General features: G+C 33.2%; 13 protein-coding genes and 8 pseudogenes. 20 read left to right on the plus strand and 1 reads right to left on the minus strand.

Annotated elements, in window-relative coordinates; translation table 11 throughout:
* The first annotated feature begins 200 nt into the window (after nt 1–200).
* The 18 genes and pseudogenes from BCER98_RS04120 to BCER98_RS23325 all read left to right on the plus strand — a co-directional run bounded on the left by BCER98_RS04120 (nt 201) and on the right by BCER98_RS23325 (nt 16,572).
* Nucleotides 201–941 (plus strand): hypothetical protein, encoded by a 741-nt coding sequence (locus BCER98_RS04120; protein ID WP_011983830.1) that lies wholly within the window; start codon nt 201–203, stop codon nt 939–941.
* A 28-nt stretch (nt 942–969) separates the two neighbouring features.
* Nucleotides 970–1,439, plus strand: a pseudogene (locus BCER98_RS04125) (SMI1/KNR4 family protein).
* Between the two features lie 587 nt (nt 1,440–2,026).
* Nucleotides 2,027–2,524 (plus strand): PH domain-containing protein, encoded by a 498-nt coding sequence (locus BCER98_RS04130; RefSeq protein WP_011983832.1) that lies wholly within the window; start codon nt 2,027–2,029, stop codon nt 2,522–2,524.
* Entirely contained in the window at nt 2,499–4,019 is a 1,521-nt protein-coding gene (locus BCER98_RS04135) for a PH domain-containing protein (protein ID WP_011983833.1), read from the plus strand. Before BCER98_RS04130 ends, BCER98_RS04135 begins: the two co-directional genes overlap by 26 nt.
* A 328-nt stretch (nt 4,020–4,347) precedes the next feature.
* Nucleotides 4,348–4,765: pseudogene (gene tnpA, locus BCER98_RS20600) on the plus strand (IS200/IS605 family transposase).
* 243 nt (nt 4,766–5,008) lie between these two features.
* Nucleotides 5,009–6,642 (plus strand): annotated as a pseudogene (locus BCER98_RS04145) (hypothetical protein).
* Nucleotides 6,643–6,648: 6 nt separating this feature from the next.
* Nucleotides 6,649–7,347 carry a hypothetical protein gene (locus BCER98_RS04155; protein ID WP_011983836.1) on the plus strand — a complete coding sequence of 233 codons (699 nt, stop codon included), beginning with the start codon at nt 6,649–6,651 and terminating at the stop codon, nt 7,345–7,347.
* Nucleotides 7,348–7,942: 595 nt separating this feature from the next.
* Complete coding sequence (locus tag BCER98_RS04160) at nt 7,943–8,728, plus strand: recombinase family protein (RefSeq protein WP_011983838.1); 786 nt, start codon at nt 7,943–7,945, stop codon at nt 8,726–8,728.
* A 157-nt stretch (nt 8,729–8,885) separates the two neighbouring features.
* A pseudogene (locus BCER98_RS04165) lies at nt 8,886–10,113 on the plus strand (IS110 family RNA-guided transposase).
* 135 nt (nt 10,114–10,248) lie between these two features.
* Nucleotides 10,249–10,647, plus strand: coding sequence for an AHH domain-containing protein (locus BCER98_RS04175; RefSeq protein WP_011983839.1), 399 nt, complete (start codon nt 10,249–10,251; stop codon nt 10,645–10,647).
* 24 nt (nt 10,648–10,671) lie between these two features.
* A complete protein-coding gene (locus BCER98_RS04180; protein ID WP_000428102.1) occupies nt 10,672–11,127 on the plus strand; it encodes a DUF4274 domain-containing protein in 456 nt (151 codons plus the stop codon).
* 739 nt (nt 11,128–11,866) lie between these two features.
* Nucleotides 11,867–12,106, plus strand: a pseudogene (locus BCER98_RS20605) (recombinase family protein); the annotation flags it as partial.
* A gap of 175 nt (nt 12,107–12,281) precedes the next feature.
* Complete coding sequence (locus BCER98_RS23585) at nt 12,282–12,722, plus strand: hypothetical protein (protein WP_011983841.1); 441 nt, start codon at nt 12,282–12,284, stop codon at nt 12,720–12,722.
* Nucleotides 12,723–12,823: 101 nt separating this feature from the next.
* A pseudogene (locus BCER98_RS23590) lies at nt 12,824–13,400 on the plus strand (hypothetical protein); the annotation flags it as partial.
* An 18-nt stretch (nt 13,401–13,418) separates the two neighbouring features.
* Nucleotides 13,419–13,775, plus strand: a complete 357-nt coding sequence (locus tag BCER98_RS04195; protein WP_000041339.1) for a hypothetical protein — start codon at nt 13,419–13,421, stop codon at nt 13,773–13,775.
* An 831-nt stretch (nt 13,776–14,606) separates the two neighbouring features.
* Nucleotides 14,607–15,014 carry a transposase family protein gene (locus tag BCER98_RS04200; RefSeq protein ID WP_011983843.1) on the plus strand — a complete coding sequence of 136 codons (408 nt, stop codon included), beginning with the start codon at nt 14,607–14,609 and terminating at the stop codon, nt 15,012–15,014.
* Between the two features lie 320 nt (nt 15,015–15,334).
* Nucleotides 15,335–16,441: a tetratricopeptide repeat protein gene (locus tag BCER98_RS04205; RefSeq protein WP_011983844.1), complete on the plus strand. Its 1,107-nt coding sequence runs from the start codon at nt 15,335–15,337 to the stop codon at nt 16,439–16,441.
* On the plus strand, nt 16,441–16,572 hold the full coding sequence (locus tag BCER98_RS23325) for a hypothetical protein (protein WP_269147651.1): 132 nt from the start codon (nt 16,441–16,443) through the stop codon (nt 16,570–16,572). Before BCER98_RS04205 ends, BCER98_RS23325 begins: the two co-directional genes overlap by 1 nt.
* A 129-nt stretch (nt 16,573–16,701) precedes the next feature.
* Here BCER98_RS23325 and BCER98_RS04210 read toward each other — a convergent pair.
* A pseudogene (locus BCER98_RS04210) lies at nt 16,702–17,083 on the minus strand (alpha-ketoglutarate transporter); the annotation flags it as partial.
* A 519-nt stretch (nt 17,084–17,602) separates the two neighbouring features.
* Here BCER98_RS04210 and BCER98_RS04215 point away from each other — a divergent pair.
* Nucleotides 17,603–18,232 carry a YitT family protein gene (locus tag BCER98_RS04215; RefSeq protein WP_011983846.1) on the plus strand — a complete coding sequence of 210 codons (630 nt, stop codon included), beginning with the start codon at nt 17,603–17,605 and terminating at the stop codon, nt 18,230–18,232.
* A gap of 237 nt (nt 18,233–18,469) precedes the next feature.
* Nucleotides 18,470–18,667 (plus strand): annotated as a pseudogene (locus tag BCER98_RS22860) (IS5/IS1182 family transposase); the annotation flags it as partial.
* Nucleotides 18,668–18,763 lie beyond the last annotated feature (96 nt).

The following is an 18,763-nucleotide window of genomic DNA, read 5'->3' on the forward strand; positions in this document are numbered from 1 at the left end:
CTTATGAAATGTATTTAGGGAATGTTTTAAAAAGAGGAAAGAGTATTTTGCACCATTGAATGCAGCTTCGATATGAGAATGTTTCCGAGACTCGGTTTAAATACTTACATTTTAGAGAGAAGCTGAAATAGAGCAAGTTATATTGTAAGTTTGCGCGTATGCTACAATAAAAGAAGTATGTGGCATAAGGAAGTGGAAGCATGGATGAATTACAATTTTTTCAATCTTATATTGTGAAAAGTGCAGAAAAGATAGATCATGTATATATACGTAAAGAACATAATATCACTATTGTCCCCATTATAAAACAAACTGCGCGTAAAGTTGTCAAAACAGCTGAAATTTTTCTCGGTGAAGGGAAAGGGTTGGATGTTTCTACTCATATTATGAAAATGTTTTATTCCCCTAATGTAAAGAAAAAGGAAAATGATGTTTTAAAATGGTTAACTGTACATGAAATGGTTGACTATATAGAGCGCGGCATTTTAATAAAAGAAGTTCGTTTTAAAAAGGATGGGAAGACGGTTGAATCGATTATATATCGAATGGGATATGGATTATTTTTATATATTGAAAAGAAACGAAAGTTAGAGAAGAAGGAAGAGGAAGAGATGCTTCGGCAATGGATAGAAGAAAAACAGACGCTTCCAGTGTATACAAATGAATATACGGAAAAGTTATGGCGTGTTTTACATGATCTGGAATGTAAAATAAAACAAGAAGTATCTATTTTAGCTGAAAAACGTTGGTCTTTTCATAAAGTATGTCTATTTTTAAAATTTTTAATCGCTTTGTATAAAATGAGCTGTGAGAAACGAGCGTTTGATTGGAAGGAAATCGGTGCCATGTACTACCGAAGTATTGGTGGTTCCAAAAAGTTCGATCCATATTACGATTCACAATGGTGGAAGGTCGGCTGGAATGTGGGTCGATGCTCCTAGATAGTTAACTAAAAAAAGAGGTAAAAACATGAAAATAAAACAGGATACTATTGTAAAACCATTACCTTCAGAAGAGTTAATAAAAAACATGGAAATTTTTGGAGATTAAAACTACCAGGTTCATTTTTGGATTTTATTAAAATGTATAATGGTGCAGAAGTTGAAGAAGCTACATTTGTATGTGATAATCGCAGTTATGCGATAGAAAGGTTTTTATGTATGCTGGATGACATTGAAAATAACCCTAAAGGAATCTATGATATTGATGTTGTATTTTCACAGATAGAGGAAAGATTAACTGATAATGAAGATTTATTAGGTGCAGAGGTATTACCAATAGCTAATATATTTGCAGGGGATTTTGTATGCTTGGATTTTAGAGAAAATAAAGAGAATCCATCGGTGTGTGTATGGTCTCATGAAGAGTCAGGAGAGTTCGAACCAGTGTTTTATAAAGTAGTAGATAACTTTACTGAGTTTTTAGAGGTACTACAATAAAACTTGGTACAATGACTTTGTAAGTAATATAACAAGATTTAATATGTGGTATTAAAGTTAAAGACATATAAGAAAAGTGAAGAAAAAGAATGAATAAGCTGTTAAAAAGTAAGTACTCCATGATGGTTGTACCATTATAGAGTATTACGTGCAATGATAGAATAGAAAATAAAGTACGAGCTTAGGCGAGATGACATTTTACTGTGCGATGAATATAAAGACACGGCAATCAAGCGGAACGAGACATACGCCCTGTAAAATTACGACAAACAATGAGCGGTTCGTTCCGAAGTGAATATGGTGCTCGCAACTTTTTACGAATTAGAAGTTATATGAGTACGATCAAAAAACAAGGGAAATCTATCTTTCAATGTACCAAAGAGTGGATTGAAACAGGAGAGTTAGAGTTTTCCCATCTCAAGCTTAGGGGTAACGCTTCGTAGCGATTACCTCTATTTGTCTTGTGTTTTTAACTATAGGCTGAGTAGGTACATAAAAGATAAGAGAACAGCATTAACTTTTCGTTTTAAAATTGTATAATATAGTTCTGGTGATTTATTGATTTTAGGTTTCGGAGGGAATTATGAGTGAATATTAATGAGTTGCAAAAAGTAGACAAACGTACTATAAAGATTTGGAATATAGGAGATACCATTAAGTTTCTTATATTTACCGCATTTATTGTAGTGGTACAGTGCATTTTAAAGGATTATAAATTTGTACAAAAGCTTTGTTTAGTAGGATATTTCGCAAATGTGGGGCTGTATATTCAAAATATCTTTTTTAATTATCTTCTATTTAAAAATAAGTTATATAAAATAACAGAAGAAAATATTTGCATCTATAAAAAAGGAATGATCAATGAAGAAATCCGGATTCCTATCTTTCGCGTTCAGCATATGAACATTTCTCAAACATACATATCAAGGTGGTTTGAATTATATGAATTAACAGTGTATACCGCAGGTGATTGCAACACTATTGGATTTATTTCCAAAGAAGTAGCCGATGATATTATGCAACAGGTTCAGCAGTTTCTTCACGGAAAGGAGGATATGAATGCACCAAAAATTGAGAATGCGTAATCATCCTATCGAATTATTGTATATTAACTTTACGAAAATTAAGGATCATCTATATCCGCTACTTACAACACTTATTGCTACATTAGGGATTAATGGGAAATGGGAGAGGTTCGCTTATTACGGTTTTGCAATTTTTGTAAGCTATATCCTGTTGAAATCATTTTTGATTTGGAAAAATAATGTATTTATCTTTTATGAAGATATACTTTCTGTGAGAGAAGGGGTATGGAGTAAAGAATATAGCGATATACATTATACTAAGGTTAAATCAATCAGTATAGATCGTACGTTTGTGAAAAGAATACTAAACGTATCCAATGTTAATATAGAAACAGTTGGTGGCGACACAATTCAAATAGTTGTTTCCAATAAAAAGTTATCTTACATAAAGAGTATATTAAACCGGCATATTAACGAAGTTGCAAAAGAAACGCAAAATACAAATTTCTTTAAGCTAAAAGATTATATATTAATAACGACAACGAATTTTAAACTCTTCTGGGGTTCTATTCTACTAACCTTAACTACATCCCAACAACTAATTAAGTATTTAGGACTTGGAGAAAATCCAGAAAAAAATAAGGGACAAGAAAACTTGTTTTCCTTTGATTTTACAGAAGATAGTATACATATAAATTTAAGTCAAGACTTTAAGAATGATATTCAAGGACTCTTGCTTTCAAGCGGAACTGTTAAAACAATACTATCTTTTATTTTGGTTATTTTTATCATAATTATGATAGCTTGGTGTATATCAATAATCATTACGTTCTTTACGTATAAAAATTTCAAGGTTCAAAGAAGTACATTTGGTATTGATATTTCATATGGGTTAATTGATAAAAAAGAGGTATCTATTGCAAAACACGATATTAGAGCAGTTGAAATTGTTCAACCATGGATCTATCGTTTGTTTGGATATAGTAAAATACATTTACAACTTATTGGAAATAGCTCTAGAAAATCGAAAATTGTTCTTATCCCGTCGATTCAAAGTAGTGAAGTATCATCATTATTCAAAAAATATTTGCCTGATTTTTCAATGCCCAAATGTATAGAGAAAGTACATACTATTGCATTTTTAAAACCAGCAGCAGTTAAAGTCATAAAGATTGGATTGCTTATGCTTGTATTATGGTTATTCACAAATCTTCAAGTGAAATATGGGGTATTACTTTGCCTATACATCTTTGGAATGGAATTTCTAAAAAATAAACAGAAAGGTTTTTCTTTTGAAGAAAAACAAATTACTATTCAAACTATTAGAAGTGGTACTGTCCGTAAGGTTATTTATTTGAAAAAATTTATAGAAACTACAGGTGTATCAGAAAATACTTTAGAAAGAAAATTAAACCTGGCTACGTATGAAATAGCTGTCTTTTCGGAAAGAGTAAATGATGTTAGAAAAATCCGTTGTGCTACAAATATTTATAAGAAGAAATTTTTAGAATACCTTGAACAACATAAAGAGGGAAATTTAGTGAAAGATATTTGAGTGTTTTTCTTACCTTGCTGGTTAGGATATTGAGGTGGGAAACAATAACTCAATTAAAAGCAACAAACGAAGTATTTTTTGTTCGTATATGGGTAAAAAAGGAAGAAGCTGTCTCCTAAAGAGGCAGCTTCTTTTATATTATCGACTTGAGTCAGTTGAGCCTGAGAAAGGCGAAACATAAATCCCCCGCTATGCGGTGGAAAATAGAAGTTATAAAAAAACTCACTTTCAGTTTTATAATAGAGAGTGCTCAAGTCTTTGTAAGAAGGAAGGAAAGTGAGCATCTTTCGCTAGCTAATAAAGCGAATAGTTTGCACACACAAAATGGATATGTAAGTACCATGTAGTCTTCACTCCAAAGTGTAGACGAAAAATAATTTACAATCCATATAGAAAGAGTGTTGAAGAATTTTTAAGAACGTTATGTAAATATAAAGGGGTAGAAATTATAGAGGGTCATTTGATGCTAGATCATGTGTATATGTTGGTGAGTATCCCACCCAAGCTATCTGTTTTAAGTTTTATGGGATATCTAAAAGGAATTTGATAAACATGCAAACTTAAAATATAAATTTGGAAATAGGCATTTTGGGATAGAAGGATATGATGTGAGTACAGTGGAATGGAATGAAGCAACAATAAAAAAATATATTCAGGACCAAGAGAAACTATTTTTTGATAGAATATTCATACGATACTTTTATGTTCAAAATTCTGAAAATAACCATAAGACAGATTATACATAAAGTATTGAAAAATAATTATTTCATCGAAATGAATAAAGGAGGTAAAACATGAGTAATCTAGAAAATTTCCATTTCTATTAAAAAAGGGAAGCAATAAAATAGCGAAAATGGCTGATATCTATAGACCAGCTACAATCGTTGTGAACTATACACTTGAAGAAATGATAAAAAAAGACGAGGAATTACAAAAAATATGAGAAGTTCTTGAATAATCAGGATACGGAAGTAGGGGATGGAAAAGAGATGGATGTGCATTATAAGTCAAAGCATTGGCAACAAATGAAAGATGGGATCAATGAGATTACAAAAGATGCAATCCCGAACTTACGGCAAGCAGATGAACTTTTAGAGGATATACAAGAGAGAATACAAGACTTAGATTCAGATAGATGTATTGATTTCTATCATAGAAAACAAGAAAAGAAAATAAATACATTACTTGAGGATTATACAACGCTGCAAAACTATTGTGATAAAGCAGGACAGGTTGTATATGAACATATAGATGAACCGTTCTATAAAAAGATGGATGAATTTGCTCAAAAAATGAGAGACATATCCATTCGAGACTTTCAAACAAAAAATCGAATTGGTGCCACAACGACAACAACATTACCAAGTAGCCATGCATACGGGGTTCCGCAAACCATTACGACAAAAAAAGAAAAAATAACAGTAGATGACATTTTCAAAGACTCACTGGCCTTTGATCACGTACTTCGTGCGCAGTATAAAGAAGTCAAAAAGCAAAATCCAGATGCGAAACTAAACTACAAAGAATATCGTCAACTAATCCCATCTATGCGAGGATTTGAGTATACCTCTATAGAAGACGAACAGAAAAAATTAGAAGCATGGCGTGATGTAGCAATCAGCGGAGCACTGATCATCACGACAATCTTCTGTCCACCACTCGGAATCGCAGCTTCAGTTATATACGGTGGTCTCCAAGTAAAAAGTGCCATCGAAGGGGAGGATTGGGGAACGCGCCGAAAACTAAGCAAAGAAGAACAAGTAGAAGCTGGCTTCTTCGGAGCACTTGACCTTATCCCAGGACTCGGTTCAGCAACAAAAGCATTCAAAGGAACACTTGACCTCGGATCCCTGGCAAAGCTCACAAAATGGAAAGAGGGAATCGCTGATTTCAATCCAAATATAGGGAAAAATGTGGTACAATCGTTAAAGGATAATGAGACATTAAAGAATGCATTACATACATGGAAAAAACGAAGGTTCCCGTAGCAATCAGGTCAGCAGACACTGGAATGGGAATAAAAATTCCTCATATCGAACATGCAACTGTTGGAGAAATAGCAGAAAACTTTGCAAGAGTGCGAGCAACTGCTAAAGATGATGCTTATCAACTTGCGAAGGGGAATGGTGGTTCGGGAGTTAAGGGTACGGGTGAAGTCGATACGAAAGGTGCAAGGTACGGCGAAAGGAAAATTTCTGATCAGACATATGCTAAATTAAGAAGAGCATCGCCATCTTCTAAAATACAAAGAGAAGTTAATAAAAATATTGATGATATTATTGGAACTGAAGATTTTGCTTTGCCTGGAAAAATAATTGATAAAAAATTACATGCAGACCATATTGTTTCTCTAGAAAGAATGGCTCGTATGGAAGGTTTTGAAACATTAACTTACAATCAACAGAAGGAAATTGCCAATTTTGTTGAGAATTTTATAGGCCTTAGTGAAGCTGCTAATACATCTAAAGGTTCAAAATCATTTGCAGATTGGTATATTTATAAAAAAGAGAATATACCAGTAAATCCTGAATTTAGGGAGAAAATGATATTAAAAGAAAAAGAACTAGAAATTAAGATACAAGAGATGATAGATGAATTTAATAGGATAAATAAAAAGGAGTGATTTCAGATGGATAAAATATCTTTTTTAAATCAATACCGAAAAAGTATCGAGTTTGTATCTAACAAAGACTTACTCAATATTGAAAAGGAAAATATTCCTGGAAAATGGATAGAGATATTTAAAGAAACAGATAAAACTAGAAAGAAAGATAAATTAATAGCTTTATGGAATAGTGTGTGTGAAAAGGAATTGAGTAACACAATATTATACTTGAAAGAGAATTTGTTAGAATTTGAACTAATTGTAGATAATGGACAATATGCAGTACTATACAGCGTACTAAGTGAAAATGATGAAATTCTTTATTACGAAGGTGGTATACCAACCAACTCTGTTTATACTTCAGAAATGCAACAAAATTGGTCAAACGTTCCACAATCCATTAAGGGATTTTATGAAAAGTTGCACAATGGGTTTTATTATCTACCGAGTAGAGCTATGGGGCTTGTACCAGCGGAACGCATAACCCATTTTGAGGATTGTGAGTGGGGAATACTTGATGATTTAGATGAACCATTAGGAATTAATATGGCTACAACATATGGCTTTTTTGAAAATGGCATGGGAGGATATGTTGCTATAGATTTAAACAACTGTACCGATGAGGTAGCAACATTATGGTTTACCAATGATAATCCTGAGTATAATGTGAATTTCTGGGATGTTGTAGATGAATGGATTGTAATAGGGTTTCAAGATAATTGAAAAGCAAAGCATATATGAAGTGTACAGAAAAAGAAAAGGTCATTTTGAAGTAATGACCCTATGATGGTTATACCATCATAAGCTACCGTTTACACTCCCATATATCAACATGATAAAATAAGACACACGAGCTTAGGTGAGATGACATTTTAATGTATGACGGGTACAATGGCATGGGATGTATATAAAACTAACGAATGCACACAAGCTCGTAAATTTTAACGTACTATTTGCCACGAGACACAAAAGATGTCATACTTTCGTTGCAACGCAATGAAACTTAGAAAACAAATGAACTTAAAGCACTTGATTGTCAACTACGACAACGAGTGCTTTTTTACGTTTTAGCGTAGAAATTTAAAAGAGCATTATAATTTTATAAGTGCATTAAGTGTTAAATTTTTATTGTTGTTTTATAGACTGTAGTGGCCGTGAACAGTGTACGACGATAGTAGAGGAAAAAATAAAGGGTTGTGTTACTTTTTGAATTCATCGTAAAGTACGTTTTAACGGATGGACGTTATGCACATGTTATTCGCAAAAAACGGGGAAACGTTACAGGGATTGTAATTGCTGTAACGGGAGAGGACTCAATATGGAAGAGAAAGTAGTTGGTTATGTACGAGTTTCAACAGAAGGACAAGTACGTGAAGGTTATAGCTTAACGTATCAAGTAGAAGAAATTGAACGGTACTGCACTGAAAATAAACTACAACTGCTTCACATATACGAAGATAAAGGAATCAGCGGAGCGACAGTAGATGAAGATGGATTAACAGTTGAACGTGAAGGATTACAAGAGCTATTGTCAGATTTGGCGTATCAACAAGTGAGCCACGTGATTGTACTAAATACATCTCGGTTATGGCGCTCTGATATGGCAAAAGTGTTAATACAACGAGAGCTAAAGAAACATAAGGTTGATGTGAAAGCGATTGAACAACCCAATTATAGTATATACACGCATGACCCAAATGATTTTTTAGTAAATGGCATGTTAGAACTACTAGATCAATATCAACGTCTCGAGATTGCATTGAAGCTGAGTAGAGGCAGAAAGAAGAAAGCGGAACAAGGTGGATATGCGGGTGGCGGTGTGATGTTTGGTTACACAGTCAAGAAAGGACAAAAAGTGTTAGAAGTAGATGCAGAAAAAGCAGTGGTTGTACGTAGACTATTTGAGTTACGACACTTTTTTAGGCAGTGGTCGCTGACTCAATTGGCAGAACGACTGAATGCAGAAGGCTATCGTACAGAGAAAGGAAAGTTGTTTACGAAAGTACAAGTGAAACGCATGTTAGATAGAGAAAATTTTTATCGTGGCATGTATAAATACGGGAAAATACAAACAAAAGGACAACATGCAGCAATTATTTTATAAACTCACTTAAAAAAATTAGCTCATTTTACTATACATACTACTAAAGAGATGAAAAATGGATAGGCTTGCGTACCTATGCGCATCGGAAGATGAACGCTCGAACTAAGGTTGCCGACATTTTTATATATGACTAAATTATTGAATAGAGGGATGAGTTATGCATCATAGGCAGAACTATTTGTATGTAGGAGTAGATTTACATAAGGAGCATCATACGGCTGTTATAATTAATTGTTGGCAAGAGAAATTAGGAGAAATACAATTTGAGAATAAACCATCTGCATTTTCGGAGTTTTTATTAGAAGTAGAGACATATGTGTGTGATGGGATAACTGTTGTATTTGGTTTAGAAGATGTTGGTGGTTATAGAAGAGCGTTAGCGAAATATTTAGTAGACCATGAACGAGTTGTGAAAGAAGTAAATCCAGCTTTATCATTTTTAGAACGAAAGAGCCAAGTGATGATACAAAAAAATGATAGTTGGGATGCAGAATGTGTAGCACGCATATTGGTAAACAAATTTAATCAATTGCCAGATGCAAAGCCAAACGATTTATTTTGGTCGATACAACAACTAGTATCAAGAAGGAATGCATTAGTAAAAGCACAAAGTGCGTTAAAGAACCAACTACATATTCAATTAAACCACCATTATCCAAGTTATAAAAAGCTTTTCTCAGAGTTAGATGGAAAAACAGCACTAGCATTTTGGCAGCAATATCCGTCACCCTCTTGTTTAGAGGGGGCGAATATAAAGCAATTAACAGCTTTTTTATTGGATGTTAGCAACAATACATGTTCAGTAAAGAAAGCAAGCGGCATATTAAAACTTGTAAAAGAAGATGGACATACAATGAAAGAGTATCAAGAAATGCGAAACTTTTTAGTAAGAAGTATTGTACGGGAGATTGAGTTTAAAAAGAAGGAAATGAAATACATCGAAAGAGAATTAAAACAGTTAGTAAATCTACTAGATTATCAATTAGAGACGATGCCGGGAATAGAACTTGTGACGGCATCAGCATTAATTGCAGAAATTGGAGATGTAAGACGATTTCCAAATGTCAACAAATTAGCACGATTCGCGGGGATTACGCCTGTTTACTTTGGTTCTGGTGGGAAAGGTAAGACACACAAAAGCAAACAAGGCGTTACACGCTTTATTTTATAATTTAGCTGTACAGCAAGTGCAAGTAGCGAAAGGAAGTAAGACGCCACGGAATCCAGTATTTCATGCATACTATCAAAAGAAACTAAAAGAAGGAAAAACAAAGGGACAAGCATTGGTATGTATTATGAGAAGGCTTGTAAATATTGTATATGGCATGATGAAATATAAAACAGCTTATGAATTGCCGGTAGTAGAAGAAAAAGAAGTAGTTTAATAAGGTTTTACATGGTTTGCTTTTTTATTGTGAGGGTTTAAGATTACAACATAGGGTACGGGTAAAGGTAGTAGGATTATTCCTGGTACTCCGGGTATTGTAACAGGAGGAAATTCTACTAAATTAGGAAAAAATATGATGACAGAAATGGGGCTTAGACGTTCAACTAAATGGAGTGGATATCAAGCACAGCATATTATTCCTGCTGAAATGGCAGATAATCCTGTAATTAAAAAGATAGGTATGAACTTTGATGACTCATCAAATGGTATTTTTCTAAGAGTACCAGATGATAATATAAGTACAATGGCTAGACACAGAGGATATCATTCTGTTTACAATGAAGTAGTTGCAAGAGCATTAAATAAAATGGATATTAACCAAAGTATTGATAGTTTACAAAAGCAAGTATATGATTTGCAAAAAAATTTAAGAAAATTACAGGGGAATGGTTTACCATTGTACCCAAGCCAAGGTGCAACAGTAGAACTCTGGGAAAGAAAGCTAAAACAATTGGAAATACAAAATAAGTAAATATCAGTAAGGTGGTAAGGTGTAATGGAAAATAAAGATATTAGTTTGCTTGAAGAATTACTTTATAATACAAATAAAGAGGATACAATTAGCCGAATAAAGAATATAGATAATCCAATACTCCTTCATTGTTTTGCAGCAAATTATAATTGGAATAGTGGATTTGATATACCAAATGCAATTCTTGAAAACAAAGATTGTGACTTAGGAACGGGATTACTAATGTTTCATTATGCAGACGGATATCGATTATTAGAAAGTCCAGAGGAAGTTTCGAATTCTCCATTACAAGAATGGAAGGTTTTTATATTAAAACTTCAAAATAAAATTATGAATTTGGAGTTTAAAACACAAAATATATCATTTAGCCCTGAATTAACAAAAATTCAAATATTCAAGTTGAAAAAAAGGAACCCAAGTATTTCAGATATTCTTATTAATGAGTCACCAGGAAATATAATTGATATTCCTAAAATATAAATAAACATTAAAAACTCATTACATTAAATAAATGAGTTTAGTTATAGTGATTTTATAAAGCTTACTATACTAAATTATATTTTATGCACGGATATGATAAAGTTCGCGGTGCTAAATTTAAATACGCATAAGTATATATGAATAAAAAATAAAGTATATGTGAAGTAGATAGAAAAAATAAAAGGGTTTTTGAAAGTATGTACTCCATGATGGTTGTACCATCATGGAGTACTGTGTGCAATGATAGAATAGAAAACGAAGTACGAGTTTAGGCGATATGACATTTTACTAGGCGATGAATATAATCACATGGAATATATATTAAACTAAAGAACTCGTACAAGCTCGTAAGTTTTAGCGTAGTAGTTGTCACGACATATAAAAGGTGTCATACTGTTACTACAAAATGTACAAATTTATACTACTTAAAAATAGATGAACTTAAAGCACTTGATTGTCGACTAAAGGCAACGAGTGCTTTTTGCGTTTTAGCGTAGAAATTTAAAAGAGCACTATAATTTTATAAGTACATTAAGTGTTAAATTTTTATTGTTGTTTTATAGATTGTAGTGGCTGTGAACAGTGTACGACGATAGTAGAGGGAAAAATAAAGGGTTGTATTATTTTTTGAAGTCATCGTAAAGTACGTTTTAACGGATGAACGTTATGCACATGTTATCCGCAAAAAACGGGTAAACGTTACATGGACTTTAATTGCTGTAACGGGAGGGAGTTTGATATGGAAGAGAAAGTAGTTGGCTATGTACGAGTTTCAACAGAAGGACAAGTACGTGAAGGATACAGCCTAACGTATCAAGTAGAAGAAATTGAACGGTACTGCATTGAAAATAAACTACAGCTGCTTCACATATACGAAGATAAAGGAATCAGCGGAGCGGTAGTAGATGAAGATGGTTTAACAGTTGAACGTGAAGGTTTACAAGAGCTATTGTCGGATGTGGCGTATCATCAAGTGAGCATGCGTATGGGATCCCGCAAACCATTACGACAAAAAAGAAAAAATAGCAGTAGATGACATTTTCAAAGACTCACTGGCCTTTGATCACGTACTTCGTGCGCAGTATAAAGAAGTCAAAAAGCAAAATCCAGATGCGAAACTAAACTACAAAGAATATCGTCAACTAATCCCATCTATGCGAGGATTTGAGTATACTTCTATAGAAGACGAACAGAAAAAATTAGAAGCATGGCGTGATGTAGCAATCAGCGGAGCACTCATCATCACGACAATCTTTTGTCCACTACTCGGAATCGCAGCGTCAGTTGTATACGGTGGTCTCCAAGTGAAAAATGCCATCAAAGGGGAGGACTGGGGGACACACCGAAAACTAAGCAAAGAAGAACAAGTAGAAGCTGGCTTCTTCGGAGCACTTGACATCATCCCAGGACTCGGTTCCGCAGCAAAAGCATTCAAAGGAACACTTGACCTCGGATCCCTGGCAAAGCTCACAAAATGGAAAGAGGGAATCGCTGATTTCAATCCAAATATAGGGAAAAATGTGGTACAATCGTTAAAGGATAATGAGACATTAAAGAATGCATTACATACATGGAAAAAACGAAGGTTCCCGTAGCAATCAGGTCAGCAGACACTGGAATGGGAATAAAAATTCCTCATATCGAACATGCAACTGTTGGAGAAATAGCAGAAAACTTTGCAAGAGTGCGAGCAACTGCTAAAGATGATGCTTATCAACTTGCGAAGGGGAATGGTGGTTCGGGAGTTAAGGGTACGGGTGAAACTCTGGGGAATAAAAAAGTAGCAGTAGGAGAAGAGATTATTGCTCAAAGGGTACTGAAAGCAGAACTTGATTTAACACCAAAACTTACACCATACAAATCTTTAAGTAGGGGTCAGCAGAAAAAAATAAAAGAAAAGATTGAAAATCGTACAGTAACAAAAGAAGAATATAAAAGATATCAATGGGATAAAAGATTTTCAAAAAGAAGAGCTGCAGGGGTTAATGAATTTTGGAAGCAAGAAAAGAATTTTAGATGGAGAACCTACAACAAGGGATTGGACTAATGAACAGATACAAGAGATTTTAAAAGGAAAAAAACCTCAATACAATGGGAAATCAATAATTGGGCATCATACTTACAATGCTATGAATTATCCACATATATGTAATAGAGGAGAATTAATTTATCCTGTAACTGGCAGGGAACATTTAAAGGGTTGGCATGGCGGAAGCTATAGTAAAAATGCACCTGGTAGACCTGTTAATCCAAACTATTTAGAAGAATTTTAATGGAAAGGAGAATAATAGATGAGTAAAATGGCAATTAAAATAAGCTCTAATGGTTTATTTAGTAAATGTGTAGTACCATTAAGAAAGTACACTGGTTTAGGAATTACAGAGATAAAAAATAAAATTGAAAACAAAGATTTTTTTGCCGAAACAGATGCAAATGATATTGATGATATGGAAAATTTAAAAGGATTAGTTGATAACTTGTTGAAGTTAGGTGCGGAAGTAAAAATATTTGATAGCGATGAATACGGTGAAGGAATTTTCGATTACCAAGAAATTTCTTACGGCGAATTTATAAATAATATTGACCGGTTAAAAGAAATTATGGAAGAATTACAGGATTACGATGATGCTTTGTCTGACGAAGTTTAATTGGTCTTAATAATTATTATTTTGAAAATATATGTTAAGAGCTTGTGTTAGTAAAGCAACATAAGCGAGTGATAAAGCTCATGGTTCTAAAATCATAAATACAAAAGCACATAAGAAAAATGGATGAAAAAGAATGTATTTTTGAAGTGGATAGCAAAATATATGGTGTTTGAAAATATATACTCCATGATGGTTATACCATCATGGAGTACTGTGTGCAACGATAGAATAGAAAACGAAGTACGAGCTTAGGCGAGATGACATTAAACACATGGAATGTATATTAAACTAACGAACTCGTACAAACTCGTAAGTTTTAACGTAGTAATTGTCATGACATACAATAGGTGTCATACTGTTATTACAAAACTTACAAATTTAATGCTACTTTAAAGCACTTGATTGTCAGTTAAAGACAACAAGTGCTTTTTTGCGTTTTAGCGTAGAAATTTAAAAGAGCACTATAATTTTATAAGTGCATTAAGTGTTAAATTTTTATTGTTGTTTTATAGACTGTAGTGGCTGTGAACAGTGTACGACGATAGTAGAGGAAAAAATAAAGGGTTGTGTTACTTTTTGAAGTCATCGTAAAGTACGTTTTAACGGATGGACGTTATGCACATGTTATCCGCAAAAAACGGGTAAACGTTACAGGGACTTTAATTGCTGTAACGGGAAGGGGCTCAATATGGGAGAGAAAGTAATTGGTTATGTACGAGTTTCAACAGAAGGACAAGTTGTTTAGTGCAAAATGAAAGTGGTTCTTACGCACTTTTGGTGAATTGCTCTTTTGTGTACTACATTGATATAATAAAAGACAAGGAGTGAACCATGATATACCCTATCCCTTGGTTAAGTCCAGATCCTTTTCTCGAATTGATAGATGTATCTACAAAAGACCGACATCTTCGTTTCACTGTAAAAAGTAATCGTATTTCCGCAAACTGTCCATCTTGTCATTCTATTTCTTCTCGTCGTCATAGTCGTTATACCCGCCTTATACAAGATCTTCCTATTACAGATCAAACCGTCATTCTTCTTATTTTACACAAGTGGTTTTGTGATAATTCTTGTTGTTCTATTAAGGTTTTTACAGAACGATATGAATGGGTAGCCCCCAACGGACGTCGCACACTTCGTGCAGAAAAAGTTTTACGAAAAATTGCATTTTCTACAAGTTGCTTAGCTGGAGAGAAAGTTGCTCGTGCCATCCATCTTCCAATCAGTCATGATGCATGACGATCCATTGTTCGTAAAGCTCACATAGATACAATCGGTAAAATTAGACACTTACTAGCTTTATCATTTTAATCTAGAAGATTCTCCTTTTTAAAAGAAGTAAAGGAAGGGATGGAATAGTTTCGTTTGAGCATCGATAACTATAAGAACTGAATCATGTGTTATATTAAAATTAACGATAAAAATGTTACTTTTGTTTTCAAATAACAGAATATTCAATCTGTTATTTATCAGTTTACAACAAAGGTATTCTTCCTATGGAATATGTATAATTGTGGTAATATTTAGATAAAAGAAGAGTGTCGAGGAGGATGTAGTGTATGAGCACAGGTGTTTTCGCGCATGAAGTAATTATGGAACAACTCCATGATTTGTACCAATTGATGTTATCGCAGCAATTAATAAAAGCGACACAATTAAAAAAAGAAATAGATGAGAAAATAGAACATATTAAGCATGCAGAAGAAAAACAAAATCAGAATGTACTATTATACTATTCTTTGCTAGATTTTAAATACAAACTACTGACTGACAGATTAAGTATTAGAAAAGACAGTTTCGATGTAATTGATTCTATTGATGAAACAAACGATAAGCTTACAGCTTATTACTATCACTCTTTCAAAGGTGAGCATGCTTTAATGTTTAGTGATTATAATGAAGCTAGCAGACAATATGAAGAAGCTGAAAGGTTATTAGAATATATTTCTGATGAGTTAGAACATGCTGAATTTAATCAAAAACTCGCTGTATTACATCACACTTCTAAAATGTTAACATCGATTGAATATGCGAATAAAGCAAAAGAAATTTTTGCAAAACATGCTGGATATGAAGTGAAAGTGGCGTCTTGTGAAAATACATTAGGAACTGCTTGTATATTTTTAAAACAATTCGAACAAGCTGAAGAACACTTGAATCGATCCATCGACATTTTACAAAAACAGAATGAGGAAAAACTAATTTTAGTAGTTAGACATAATTTAGGATTATTATATGCAATGCAAAACTTATCTCCATTAGCGATTCGTCATTTATCTGAAGTTACAGAAAAAAATCCAAATCATTTTAAAGCATTGTTCTTACAAGCACGTGAACATTATAAGCTACAAGAAACAAATATTGCGCAAGAACTGATTGAAAAAGGATTGAAAGTTTGTGATGAAATAGGAAATGAAGAGTATGTGTACCATTTCAATATTTTACGTTTATTAAATGAAAACAAACCTATTGAACTAGTAGAAGAAGAAGTGAAAAAAAGCATTTCTTATTTCAAAAAACAAGGGTTATGGGAGTTTGTTGAAGAATATGGAGAGTTGTTAGCTGTTGCGTTTCGTAAATTACATAATCATGAAAAAGTTAGTGATTACTTCAATGTATGTTACGAAGCGAAACAACAAATAATTAGTAAAGGAGCATTAAAATGATGAAAAAATTTGTATTCGCAACGTTAGGATTGGTAATGGCTTTAGCGATTGGGTGGAATAACGAAGGTGATACACAACATGCTCTGCAAAAAGAAGAAATCATACAGTACTCGCATGCTGATCATTTTTAATTGATATAACAAAAGAGTGATTATTTGAACTGCACTTCAATTGTTAGATATAGCTAATAATTGGGGTGCAGTTTATTTATTAAGGGGATTTTTAGGACGAATCTTTATTTTAAAATAGATATTATCAATGTTCACTATGAATTTCTGCAAATAACGGCGTGTAAGTATAGAAAGCAACAGTTCTACCGAGCGTTAGCCCGACTTTAGGATGTTTCAGCAAAGTTCGAATCATTCCAGCGCTTTCACAGCTTTTAGAATCCATTTTTGAAAACTGCTTCGATGCAAAAAGAATATGCCAGTCCCAAGATTTTAAATCTGGTTCACTGAGTATTTGTTGGAGGATACTTTGAACACCTAGTGCTATCAACTGTCCAGCAACAAGTGTTACATACTGAAAGCTCGAATAGAGATCAATGCTGGCCATAATCGTAATAGAAAGCGTCAGCGTAGCGAGGTGCTCATGATGATTGATATAATGCCTCATCAGCAAGCTCCTAAGCGGTCGCATTAAATGATAAAAACTGTCGTTTATGGATTGTTGTGAAATCGTTTACATATGTTCCTATTTTCTTGGTACCCAATCTCATTCTAAAAAACAAAGTTTCATTTTTAACAACAGGAAACATTTTTAGTGCTAGAATTAAGGGACAATCAGTCTAAAGAAGATGGAGATATTGATTTTTGATTATGCTCGTGTTAATACAGAAGAATATAGACTATCTCATGAAGGAAATTACTGAAATAACGGATTCAACAAAACAACATTGTATGGATACTTAGAGAAGGCTTGAATATGAAATGGATTACAGTCGTAATTTGCTATTTTGTGATTTATGACCGAGCATATATTGAGTGATGTGAAAGCTATGCATAGGATGAAAAAGGGACAAAGTGATTTGCAAAATTAGAAAGAGTACATCTACTGAGTGTTTGAGTCTGTAGCATAAAATAAGGGTCTGTTAGGAATCTAGTATTCTCTAGGTTATACTTCATATATTTGTACCAGAACCAATAGGAGAGAAGAGATGAGATGAAGATGAAGATAGAAATCATTAAGAAGAAAGTTTTATTTGCTGAATTAGAACCATTAGGGAAAATTATTTTAGGCAATATTTTTCTAGGGCTAGCTTACGCGAAATGGATGAAGCCAAATGGGATTATTAATGGTGGTGTTACTAGTATTGCGATGATATTAGAAAAGGTAACAAGTATTCGAATTTTCTATTTGACGATAGGAGTCACCGTACTACTTTTAGTTTTTTGTTGGATATTTTTAGGGAGAGAGAATTTTTTGAAATCCATTATTAGCAGTATTTGTTTCAATATATTTTTTACACTTTTTTATTTGTTACAGTGGGATATTCAAGTTAATCTAGTGGTCGATTTTTTATTAGCAAGTTTGTTTATTGCAGTTGGTTACTACTATTGTATTTCATCAAATGCTTCTACTGTTGGGATAGATGTTATTGCATTGGCTATAAACAAAAAACATCCTGAATTTAGTATTGCTCGAGGCATTCGCTATATAAATTTTATCGTGCTAGCTTTAGGGTTAGTAACTTATGGGGTCAAATCAGTAGTAGTGGGTATATGCTTCAGCCTAGTAAATTCTTATATACTAGACCTTTTTTTAAGGAAGAATATCAAACAGAAAATATGAATAGCACAAGATTAGGAATGCAGGGAAAAAGCTTTTAGATGAAGGAGTGTTTTATAAGGTCATTATTGGAGTGATTTCTAATAGGAAAGTGTACATATCGCTAGCAAGCTAAGAAAACACATTCCACATTAAAATGAAAAAAACGCTATTCTTTCTATTAGAATTACAAGGAAGGATGGTGCTTTTTGGTTTCGGTGCAAAAACTTCAAGATACACGCAAGTAACTAGGAATATAAGGAACACGATGACTATTATATACGGTCAAATAACCAAAAAGTGACATTTAAATAATGTTCACAACGTATCGATTTCTACGATTATACAAGAGACTTTAAAATATATGAATGTGAAGATTATTCAGGTTGTCCATTCAAAGAGAAAAGTACAAAAGCGAAGGAAAATCGTCAAGTACACTACAACCTAGTATATGAGGAATGAAAAGTAAAACGAAAAGTCTTTGGTCTAAGAGATTCTCCAATAAATGATATATTAAAAACAGAAGCAATGAAAGTTTAGAGAAAGAAATTAAAA

The sequence above is a fragment of the Bacillus cytotoxicus NVH 391-98 genome (assembly GCF_000017425.1).
Taxonomy (GTDB): domain Bacteria; phylum Bacillota; class Bacilli; order Bacillales; family Bacillaceae_G; genus Bacillus_A; species Bacillus_A cytotoxicus.

Coding starts and splice junctions, on each gene's coding strand:
- BCER98_RS04160 (WP_011983838.1), top strand. CDS start 7,943: ATGGAAGAGAAAGTAGTTGGTTATGTACGAGTTTCAACAGAAGGACAA.
- BCER98_RS23585 (WP_011983841.1), top strand. CDS start 12,282: ATGCGAGGATTTGAGTATACTTCTATAGAAGACGAACAGAAAAAATTA.
- BCER98_RS04155 (WP_011983836.1), top strand. CDS start 6,649: ATGGATAAAATATCTTTTTTAAATCAATACCGAAAAAGTATCGAGTTT.
- BCER98_RS23325 (WP_269147651.1), top strand. CDS start 16,441: ATGAAAAAATTTGTATTCGCAACGTTAGGATTGGTAATGGCTTTAGCG.
- BCER98_RS04175 (WP_011983839.1), top strand. CDS start 10,249: ATGATGACAGAAATGGGGCTTAGACGTTCAACTAAATGGAGTGGATAT.
- BCER98_RS04195 (WP_000041339.1), top strand. CDS start 13,419: ATGAGTAAAATGGCAATTAAAATAAGCTCTAATGGTTTATTTAGTAAA.
- BCER98_RS04135 (WP_011983833.1), top strand. CDS start 2,499: ATGCACCAAAAATTGAGAATGCGTAATCATCCTATCGAATTATTGTAT.
- BCER98_RS04180 (WP_000428102.1), top strand. CDS start 10,672: ATGGAAAATAAAGATATTAGTTTGCTTGAAGAATTACTTTATAATACA.
- BCER98_RS04205 (WP_011983844.1), top strand. CDS start 15,335: ATGAGCACAGGTGTTTTCGCGCATGAAGTAATTATGGAACAACTCCAT.
- BCER98_RS04120 (WP_011983830.1), top strand. CDS start 201: ATGGATGAATTACAATTTTTTCAATCTTATATTGTGAAAAGTGCAGAA.
- BCER98_RS04215 (WP_011983846.1), top strand. CDS start 17,603: ATGAAGATGAAGATAGAAATCATTAAGAAGAAAGTTTTATTTGCTGAA.
- BCER98_RS04200 (WP_011983843.1), top strand. CDS start 14,607: ATGATATACCCTATCCCTTGGTTAAGTCCAGATCCTTTTCTCGAATTG.